This window comes from Chromobacterium fluminis (assembly GCF_011602385.1).
In the GTDB taxonomy this organism is placed as follows: domain Bacteria; phylum Pseudomonadota; class Gammaproteobacteria; order Burkholderiales; family Chromobacteriaceae; genus Chromobacterium; species Chromobacterium fluminis.
Genome location: NZ_JAAOMA010000087.1, coordinates 1 through 9,026, shown reverse-complemented (window position 1 = coordinate 9,026; position 9,026 = coordinate 1). Strand labels below are relative to the sequence as shown.

10 protein-coding genes are annotated in these 9,026 nt (G+C 64.0%); 3 read left to right on the top strand and 7 right to left on the bottom strand.

Features of this window, described 5'->3' with window-relative positions; genetic code table 11:
* On the top strand, positions 1-746 hold a 746-nt coding region (locus HA052_RS26520; RefSeq protein ID WP_166454347.1), incomplete at its 5' end, for a GGDEF domain-containing protein.
* A gap of 26 nt (positions 747-772) precedes the next feature.
* Here the strand turns inward: HA052_RS26520 and HA052_RS26515 are convergent.
* The 7 genes from HA052_RS26515 to HA052_RS26485 form a co-directional block, all read right to left on the bottom strand.
* Complete coding sequence (locus HA052_RS26515) at positions 773-2,128, bottom strand: nucleobase:cation symporter-2 family protein (RefSeq protein WP_166454346.1); 1,356 nt, start codon at positions 2,126-2,128, stop codon at positions 773-775.
* 111 nt (positions 2,129-2,239) lie between these two features.
* On the bottom strand, positions 2,240-2,743 hold the full coding sequence (locus tag HA052_RS26510) for an ureidoglycolate lyase (RefSeq protein WP_166454345.1): 504 nt from the start codon (positions 2,741-2,743) through the stop codon (positions 2,240-2,242).
* Between the two features lie 42 nt (positions 2,744-2,785).
* Positions 2,786-3,826: an allantoicase gene (alc, locus tag HA052_RS26505; RefSeq protein ID WP_166454344.1), complete on the bottom strand. Its 1,041-nt coding sequence runs from the start codon at positions 3,824-3,826 to the stop codon at positions 2,786-2,788.
* A 58-nt stretch (positions 3,827-3,884) separates the two neighbouring features.
* Positions 3,885-4,502, bottom strand: coding sequence for a LysE family translocator (locus HA052_RS26500; protein ID WP_166454343.1), 618 nt, complete (start codon positions 4,500-4,502; stop codon positions 3,885-3,887).
* Between the two features lie 24 nt (positions 4,503-4,526).
* Complete coding sequence (uraD, locus tag HA052_RS26495; protein ID WP_166454342.1) at positions 4,527-5,039, bottom strand: 2-oxo-4-hydroxy-4-carboxy-5-ureidoimidazoline decarboxylase; 513 nt, start codon at positions 5,037-5,039, stop codon at positions 4,527-4,529.
* A complete protein-coding gene (gene puuE / locus HA052_RS26490) occupies positions 5,030-5,968 on the bottom strand; it encodes an allantoinase PuuE (protein ID WP_206119069.1) in 939 nt (312 codons plus the stop codon). Before puuE ends, uraD begins: the two co-directional genes overlap by 10 nt.
* Before the next feature lie 17 nt (positions 5,969-5,985).
* Positions 5,986-6,729: a GntR family transcriptional regulator gene (locus tag HA052_RS26485; protein WP_081549588.1), complete on the bottom strand. Its 744-nt coding sequence runs from the start codon at positions 6,727-6,729 to the stop codon at positions 5,986-5,988.
* 177 nt (positions 6,730-6,906) lie between these two features.
* On the opposite strand from HA052_RS26485, the gene uraH reads away from it, so the two are divergent.
* Positions 6,907-7,260 carry a hydroxyisourate hydrolase gene (gene uraH / locus HA052_RS28075; RefSeq protein WP_166454340.1) on the top strand — a complete coding sequence of 118 codons (354 nt, stop codon included), beginning with the start codon at positions 6,907-6,909 and terminating at the stop codon, positions 7,258-7,260.
* A gap of 33 nt (positions 7,261-7,293) precedes the next feature.
* Positions 7,294-8,547: a urate hydroxylase PuuD gene (locus tag HA052_RS26475; RefSeq protein WP_166454339.1), complete on the top strand. Its 1,254-nt coding sequence runs from the start codon at positions 7,294-7,296 to the stop codon at positions 8,545-8,547.
* Positions 8,548-9,026: the final 479 nt, after the last annotated feature.

The following is a 9,026-nucleotide window of genomic DNA, read 5'->3' as shown; positions in this document are numbered from 1 at the left end:
GTCCCGAACGCGCCAGCGCCTTGGAAACCCTGCTGTTCCCGCGCTTGGAAGCCCGCCACCCGCTGGGCGGCGCCAATCAGCCGCTCTTGCTCACCATCAACCAGCAGCTGGGCTGGCGGCAGATCGGCACATTCGAATGGGGCATGCTGCTGGTCCTGTCGCTGGCTCTGCTGACCGGCCTGCTATTGGTGTCCCATCACTACCTGCAATTGGCGCACGGCCGCCGCCAGCGTGAAAACCAGCTGTTCTACCTGGCCAACCACGACCGCCTGACAGGACTGGCCAACCGCAACTTGTTCTACGACCGGCTGCAGCACGCCATCTCGCGCGTGGATCGCAGCGGCAAGCGGCTGGCCCTGCTGTTTCTGGACTTGGACCGCTTCAAACCGGTCAACGACACCTACGGCCACATCACTGGCGACCGCATCCTGCAACTGATCGCAGCCCGCATCAAGGAAGAGTTGCGCGGCGAAGACACGGTGGCGCGGCTGGGCGGCGATGAATTCGTAGTGTTGATGGAAGACATCGAATCCAACCGCGAAGCGGACAAAATCGTCAATCGCCTGAAGCAAGTGATTCATCAGCCCTACGAGGTCAACGATCATTTGATTTCGGTGGGCGTCAGCATCGGCATCGCCTATTACCCGGAGGACGGCTTGTTGATCGACGAGTTGTTGACGGTGGCGGACCGGAAGATGTACGGGAATAAGCGCGAGATCGCGGCGGCGAGCGCCGAAACCGCCTGATCCCGGCCGTCGCAACCCCGCCCCCGCTAATGCGCGGCCTCCCCAAGCACGACGCCGGGCGACGCCGTTTCCCGCGGCCGCGCCAAGCCGTTGAACCAGACATTCAGCACCACCGCGCTAACCGTGGCCAGCAAGATGCCGCTATGCAACAAGGGCGCCAGCACTTCCGGCAATTGCCGGAAAAAGCCGGGCGACACCGTCGGAATCATGCCCAAACCCAGGCTGATGGCCACCACCAGCAAATTATGCCGCTGCGTCTGATAATCCACCTTGCCCAGAATCTTGATCCCGGTGGCCAGCACCATGCCAAACATCACCAGGCCGGCTCCGCCCAACACAAAGGGAGGAATCGACGCCACGATCAGCGACATCTTGGGCACCAAGCCAAATACGAGCAGAATGCCGCCGGCCATCACGCACACCCAGCGGCTGCTGACGCCGGTAACGCCCACCAGGCCGACATTCTGGGAAAACGAGGTATGGGGGAAGGAGTTGAACAGGCCGCCTATCACCGTGCCCAGCGCATCCACCCGCAGGCCTCTCACCAAGGCGGCCCTGTCCACCGGACGCTCCACAATCTCTCCCAGCGCCAGGAACATACCCATGGATTCCACAAAAATGATCAGCATCACCACGGTCAATGTCAGGATGGACCACAGTTCAAAACGCGGCATGCCGAAACGGAAGGGCGCGATGGGCGCGAACCAAGCGGCCTCGCCCAAGCCACCCAAGTTGACCTTGCCCAACAGCAAGGCCAGGGCAAAGCCGAACAACAAACCCAGCAATACCGCGATATTGCAGAAGAAACCTTTCAGATAACGGGTAACCAGAAGAATGAACACCAGCACCGCCACCGATACCCCCAGATAGAGCGGATGGCCATAGTCCGGGTTGCCTCTGCCGCCGGCGGCCCAGTCGATGCCAACCCGGATGATGGACAGGCCGATGGAGGTGATCACCACCCCAGTGACCAGCGGTGGAAACAAGCCGATCAATCGCCCCATCAGCGGCACCATCAACAAGCTGAGCACCCCGGCGCCGATGGTGGCCCCGAAAATGCCGGGCAAACCCAGCGCCGGATTGCCGCCAATCGCCACCATCGGCCCCACCGCGGCGAAAGTCACCGCCATGATGACCGGCAGCCGGATGCCCAGACCGCGAACGCCCAAGCACTGCAATAAGGTCACCACCCCGCAACAGAACAGGTCCGCGCTGATCAAGAACGCGATTTGCTCCTTGGGCAAGCCCAGAGAACTGCCGATGATCAGCGGCACAGCCACCGCACCGGCGTACATCACCAACACATGTTGCAGGCCCAGAGTGAACAGCTTGCCCAAGGGCAGGCGTTGATCCACCGGGTGCACCGACAGCTTGGAATCCATGCACGTCTCCTTTGTAGATGCCGGGCCGCTTTTTCAAACGCCGCCGCCCTGACGACTTGCGGGTATTACACAACCGACTCCTTGACCGCTAAAAAAGGAGGCCGACGCAGGCTAACCAGCGCCGACCGATTGGATGAGATAAGACTGCGACAGCATCGCCTCGTCGCAATTGTCGCCGGCGCCGATGCGGTCCAGCAGGATGAAATCGCCGGCCCGCTCCAGACAGGTCAGCGGGTGGTGCCAGGTGCCGCGGTGGTAGTTGACGCCCTGATCGCCGCGCGCCAGAAAGGCGCGGACCCGGCTTTCGTCCGGCCGGTCGCCGACGCAAGCCGGCGCCACCACCACCACGCAAGCGACGCCGTTGCAAGGGATGAAAGCCTGGCTACCCAGCGGATGCCGTTCCAGCATGCGGATCTCCAGCGGCAGGCGATGCGCGTCGCCGCGCGCCATGCTGATGCCGGGCAGGCCGCCGCCGGCCTCCACCAGGCCCAGCCGGTGATAGCGGCGAGTGCTGCCCTGATTGATGGGAAACCAATCGCTGCCGTCGATTTCGATCACATCGCCAAACGGGGCGAACGCCTGTTTGGTCAACGGTTCCAAGCTTAGAATCCTCATGCCTCGCTCCTCAACAGAACGCCATCGGCAAGGGCGAGCGGCTCAATCCGCCAGCCGTCCCCAAATCCGCAACCGGCTGACCCCGCCGTCCGGGAAGATGTTCAGCCGCACATGGGTGACCGCGCCCAGATCGCGCAGCATGGTCTTGTCGTAAAAATGCTGCCGGTCCATCTCGGTTTTCTGCTCCGGCAGCAGAGCGTCCCAAAACATGGCCTGGGTCACGATGGACTGATCGGTGCCATGGCGGACATAGGCGGCCTGTACCGAAATCCGGTCCGGATAATTGCCCTTGAAGTGGGCGGTGTCCACTTCGATGCTGTCCACCCGCGCCGCATGCCCCAGCTCGACGATGCACCAATCGTTGCCCGGCTCCCGCCGACGGCGGGTTTCCCAGCCGTCGCCCATATTGACGCCGCGCCCCGGCATGATCAGCCGGAAGGGCACGCCGAAATGGGCGTCGTTATAAGCAACAACGCGGCCGCCCTTGGCCAGCGCCGACACCTCATGCAGCGCGGCCGGGTCCTGCCGCGCCCAATCGCAGGCCGGCTGGCCGTAGACCCGGAAGCGCGCCACGCCACCGTCCGGATAGATATTCAAGCGCAAATGAGTCCAATCGCGCGCATCGTCGATGGCGATGAAATGATGGGCGCTGGGGCCCAAGGACGCGGCCGGCAGGATCTCCACCCACTCGGTCCGCTCGTCCGGATCGCCGTCCGAGCGGCAGGCCTCCACCGAGGCCGCCGGCGGATAATTGCCGCTGAAATGGCTGGTATCGATGTCCAGCCCTTTGATCACGCCGGGCAGGCCCAGCTTGATCACCGCGTGGTCGTAGCCTCCGTTGCGGCGACGGCGGGTTTCCCAGCCATCCATCCATTTGCCGTGATCGTCGAACTCGCCGACGATGAACACCGGCTCGGACGCTTGCAGCATCCGCTCCGCCGCGGCGAACCACTGATCGGAACAGGCCAGAACTCTGGCGCCGAAATCGGCGGCGGCCAGGTTGGCGTAACGCCGGGCGAACTCCGGCACCTCGACCGCCGGAGCGTGCAGCACCGTTCCTGCCGGGTGATTGACAAGCGCCATCAGACTTTCTCCTTATCAATGGCGTCGGCGCGCGCCATCTGGCCGCGCCGTCCGCCGTTCATGCCGTCAGCCGGCTCCAGATCAACGCCAGCCCCAAGGCCAGGAAAAACAAGGCCGAAGCCTTGAGAAACACGATGCGCAACACCGCCAGACGCTGGAAGAACAACTGCGCCAGCAAGCCGTACGCGGTCTTGCACGATAAATCGATTACCGCCCAGCCGGCCGCCATCCAGCCCAATTGCGGCGCCAGCGGCGCATGGGCGTCGATGAACTGCGGCAATAGCGCCACGAAAAAGGCGATGTCCTTGGGGTTGCTGATGCCCAGCAGAAAGGCATGGGAAAACCATTGCGCCGGCGCGCCGCGCCTGCCGTGCTGTGCGAACGCGGCCTGCCCTGCGCCGCGCCAGGCCTTAAAGCCCAGCCACAGCAGATAGCCAGCCCCCAGCGTCTGCAGGATGGAGAACAGACCGGGAGAGGCCAGGATCAGCGCGCCCACGCCCAAGGCGGACAAAAGCAGCAGCGACAAAGACGCCAGCACGCCGCCGGCAAACGCCGGCCAGGCGCGCAACAGGCCATGCTCGGCGCTGGTGGCGACCATGAACAGCGACAGGGGGCCGGGCACGGCGATCACCACCAGGATGGACAACAAGTACATGACGAGAATCTGGCTGGACATGGCGGCTCCGGTCTAGTCGCGGGATCAGGAAGAAATCAGTTCGGCCAAGCGCAGGCCGGCGATCCGATAGATTTGCTGCAAACAGGCCAGCCGTTCCGCCTCCGGCTCGGCAGCCAGCCGCCGCTGGAACTCGGCGATGACGCCGGCGCGCCCATAGCCGCGCACCGCCAAGATGAAGGGAAAACCGAAACGGGCCCGGTAGTCGGCGTTCAGCCGCCGCAACAACTCCAGTTCCTGCGGCGAACACTGATCCAGGCCGGCGCCGCCTTGCTCGGCGGCGGACTCGACGGTCAAGTCCCCGCGCTGCGCCGCCTTGCCGGCCAACTCCGGGTGGGCGCGGATCAAGCGCAATTGCGCCTCCACGCCGGCCGCCTCCACCTGCCGCCGCATGCAGCCGTGCAGGTCCGCCACGTTGGTGAACGGCCGCAGGCCGGCCGCCTGCGCCGCCACCCAGGGAGAGTGTTCGAAAATGCCGCCTAGCGCGGCGACGAACTGCTCTGTCGGCAGGGCGTTGATGCGTTCCAGCGTCAAGGACATGGCCGCTCTCCGGTGAAAGGATGCGTCTCCCGCCAATGCCGGGCGATGTCCACCCGCCGGCACACCCACACCCGCGGATGACGCTCCAGATAATCGAGAAAGCGGCACAGACCGGCAAAGCGGCCGGGCCGGCCGATGAGACGGCAATGCAGCCCCACCGACAGCATGCGCGGTTTGTCGGCGCCCTCGGCGTAGAGCACATCGAAAGCGTCTTTCAGATAGCTGAAAAAATGCTCGCCGGTATTGAAGCCCTGCGCGGTGGCGAAGCGCATATCGTTGGTGTCCAGCGCGTAAGGCACGATCAGATGCGGCGGCTCGCCGCCGTCGCTGCGTCGCACCAGGGTCCAGAACGGCAAATCGTCGCCGTAGTAATCGGAGTCGTAGAGAAAGCCGCCGTCGTCCGCCACCAGCCGGCGCGTATTGGGGCTGTCGCGGCCGGTATACCAGCCGGACGGACGCTGGCCGGTCAAACGACGTATCGCCTCCACGCAGCGCCGCATATGCTCGCGCTCCACCGCTTCGTCCACCTGCTGATAATGAATCCAGCGATAACCGTGGCCGGCCACCTCATGGCCCAACTCCGCCAGCGCGCTGGCCAGCTCCGGATGCCGCTCCAAAGCCATGCCGACGCCGAACACCGTCAGTGGCAGGCCGCGCCGCTCAAACTCGCGCAGAATGCGCCACACCCCGGCGCGCGAGCCGTACTCGTAAATCGACTCCATCGACAGATGCCGCGCTGGGTAGGCCTCCGCGCCGATGATTTCCGACAAGAACTGCTCGGAGCCGGCGTCGCCGTGCAACACGCAACTCTCGCCGCCTTCCTCGTAATTGAGCACGAACTGCACGGCGATGCGCGCCGCCCCCGGCCAATTGGCCTCGGGCAGCTCGCGGCCGTAGCCGATCAAATCGCGTGGATAATCCGCCTGCATGGCCATCCTTCCCGCTGTCAGCGCTTAAGGTTGAATACCGTCCACGGGTCCAGGCGGCTGGGAGCTTCCACCTTCATCCGCCGCTCGCAGTCTTCCAGATGATGGTGCATCGCCGCCGCTGCGCCGGCGCGATCTCCGGCTTCCAGCCGCGCCAGGATCGCCTCATGCTCGTCGAAGGAGCAGGCGCTGCGACCGGGCACATCGTACAAAGCGATGATCAGCGAAGTGCGCGAGCACAGGCCGTGCATCAATTCGGTCAACACCTCGTTGTCGGCCAGGCGCGCCAGTTGCACGTGAAAAGCGTTGGACAGACGGATCCAGCTAACCCGGTCGCCGCGTTCGAAAGCCGCGCGCTCGTCAGCCACCATGCGCCGCATCGGCGGCAAACGCTCGGCCAGATCGGGCAAGGCCAACAGCTTGTCCAGAATCGCCGCCTCAACCATGCGCCGCGCCTCGAACACATCGCGGGTTTCCTTCTCGTCCGGCTTGGCGACGAAGGCCCCGCGGTTAGGCTGGATGTCCACAATCTTGTCATGCGCCAACTGGGCCAGCGCGCTGCGGGCGCTGCTGCGCGAACACTGGAAGGCGTCGCACAGCACCGCCTCGGTCAGCTTGACCCCCGGCAATAGCCGCTGGTCTATCACCGCGTCGAAGATTTCCCAGTACAAGCGGTCGGCGTCATTGCTCGGCGCGCCGTCGCCCGCCAGGGTGGACGCCCTCGGCGCGGCGGCGGCCTGGGTTCCGTTAGCGGAATGCAACATGTCTCCTCCCGGTATTTCCATATCCCGCTCTATGCTTTCAGAATTTTGTTGACAATTATTGTCGTGAGCAAACACTATCGTCAACACAAATTGTCGACAATTTTAAATCGCCATCGCGAACAACAAGATCGACAACAGGCCCGCCAGATCGGGCCGCACAACAAAGGAGAAACAACCGTGGGCAAATTAACCACCCATGTGCTGGACACCATGCACGGCAAGCCGGCGGCGGGCGTTCGCTGCCAGTTGTACCGGCTGGACGGAGAACAACGGCTGTTGCTGGACGAGGCGACGACTAACCGCGACGGCCGCTGCGAACACCCGCTGCTGGAAGGCGAGCAGCTGCGCGCAGGCGTGTACGAACTGTTGTTCCATGCCGGCGACTACTTCGCCGCCCAAGGCGTGAAGCTGCCGGAACCGCGCTTCCTCGACCAAGTCGCGTTGCGCTTCGGCGTCGCCAAGGCGGACGAAAACTACCATGTGCCGCTGGTCCTCACGCCTTGGAGCTACTCCACCTACCGCGGCAGTTGACGCTGTTCCCGTCCCCCACCCGGAAACCTCGCCATGGAAAACTACCTGCTGGAGCTGGGCAACCTGCTGCTGCGCTGGTTGCACGTGATCGCCGCCATCGCTTGGATAGGCGAATCGATTTACTTCGTCATGCTGGACAACAGCCTGTCGCCGCCCTCCGCCGCCGATGCCCGGCGCGGCCTGCACGGAGAGATGTTCGCCGTGCACGGCGGCGGCTTTTACCACAACCAGAAATACCTGGGCCAGCCGCCCTTCCCGCTGGACGACAAGCTGCACTGGTCGTTCTGGAAATCCTACGCCACCTGGCTGTCCGGCTTCGGCCTGTTCTCCTTGCTCTACCTGTTCAACGCCTCCTTCTACCTGGTCAACTCCGGCAGCCCCTGGGCCTGGGCGGCGGCCTTGTCCGGCGGCCAGGCCGCGGTGATCGCCACCACCTTCCTGCTGGGCGGCTGGCTGGCCTACGACCAACTCTGCCGTCGCATCAGCCCGGACATGAACCGCGACGGCGCGCTCAGCCTGGCCGTGGCGCTGCTGATGACGCTGGTGGCCTACGCCAGCAGCCAGATCTTCCAGGGCCGCGCCGCCTTCCTGATCACCGGCGCGGTCATGGCCACCTGCATGTCGGCCAATGTCCTGTTCTGGATCATTCCCGGTCAGCGCCGCATGGTGCGCGCCATCCAGGCCGGCGACAAACCCAATCCGCTGGATGGGCTGCGCGGCAAGCAGCGCTCGGTGCACAACACCTATTTCACGCTGCCGGTGGTGTTCCTGATGATCAGCAACCACTACTCCTTCACCTACGGCAACCGCCACGCCTGGCTGATCATGGTGCTGTTCATCCTGTCCGGCGCGCTGATCCGTCAATACTTCGTGCTGCGTCACTCCGGCCGCAAGCGGCCGCTGCTGCCGGCGTTGGGCGGCCTGTTGCTGGCCGGCGTGGGCTTATTGGCCGCGCCGCCGCCGCCCACCATCGCGCCAACCGCACCGCAAGCCGCGGCGGATTCGCTGGCGGCGTCGACGTCGCAAAAAACAGCCGACAGCCTGCGTCAGATTCACGCCATCATTCAAAACCGCTGTCTGTCCTGTCACTCGGCCACGCCCAGCCAGGCCGGCTTCGTGGCGCCGCCGGCCGGTTTGAAGTTTGACGATGCGCAGGAAATCCTCATCAACGCCCACAGAATCAAGCAGGCGGTGGCGTCCAAATACATGCCGCTGGCCAATTTGACTCAGATGACCCAAGAGGAGCGAGAGATCTTGTCGGCATGGGGACCGGCGCCCGGCCGCTAGAGCAAGCAACACTGTTCTTATGCATAAGCTTGTATCCGCTACGCGGATGATGATTTTCATTACCGGGGCTGCCCGGCAGGCAGGAAGGGGAATTTGCTCGGCCAAATTCCCCTTCACCCCAAAGGCCGCCCTGCAAGCCTGGCCTACGGCTTCCCGCCGGGTCCCGTCAGGCCCGAGGCGCGGCTGAACTCGCAGCGCGCTAACGTCGCGCTGCTCGAACAGGCAGCCGCTTAAGACCTCGGGCCTGCCACCCGTCGGCAGGCTTGAAGGGACTAGGGGCGCATCGCAAACGTAGTTTCTTCTTGGCTCTTTTGAGATATCCACAGATCGGGTGGAATTGGATAGTTATCCCCAAAAGGGACCCACTTAGCCAAATCATTGATCTTTTTTAGAGAGAGCAAACCACCTCGTGTAGCGCCCAAGTGTCCCCTCGAGGCGCGCTCCGGGTTTCGCGTTCTGGGGGAAGTGCGGGGCTGGAG

Coding starts and splice junctions, on each gene's coding strand:
- HA052_RS26500 (WP_166454343.1), bottom strand. CDS start 4,502: ATGTCCAGCCAGATTCTCGTCATGTACTTGTTGTCCATCCTGGTGGTG.
- HA052_RS26485 (WP_081549588.1), bottom strand. CDS start 6,729: ATGTTGCATTCCGCTAACGGAACCCAGGCCGCCGCCGCGCCGAGGGCG.
- HA052_RS26510 (WP_166454345.1), bottom strand. CDS start 2,743: ATGAGGATTCTAAGCTTGGAACCGTTGACCAAACAGGCGTTCGCCCCG.
- HA052_RS26475 (WP_166454339.1), top strand. CDS start 7,294: ATGGAAAACTACCTGCTGGAGCTGGGCAACCTGCTGCTGCGCTGGTTG.
- HA052_RS26515 (WP_166454346.1), bottom strand. CDS start 2,128: ATGGATTCCAAGCTGTCGGTGCACCCGGTGGATCAACGCCTGCCCTTG.
- puuE (WP_206119069.1), bottom strand. CDS start 5,968: ATGCAGGCGGATTATCCACGCGATTTGATCGGCTACGGCCGCGAGCTG.
- alc (WP_166454344.1), bottom strand. CDS start 3,826: ATGGCGCTTGTCAATCACCCGGCAGGAACGGTGCTGCACGCTCCGGCG.
- uraD (WP_166454342.1), bottom strand. CDS start 5,039: ATGTCCTTGACGCTGGAACGCATCAACGCCCTGCCGACAGAGCAGTTC.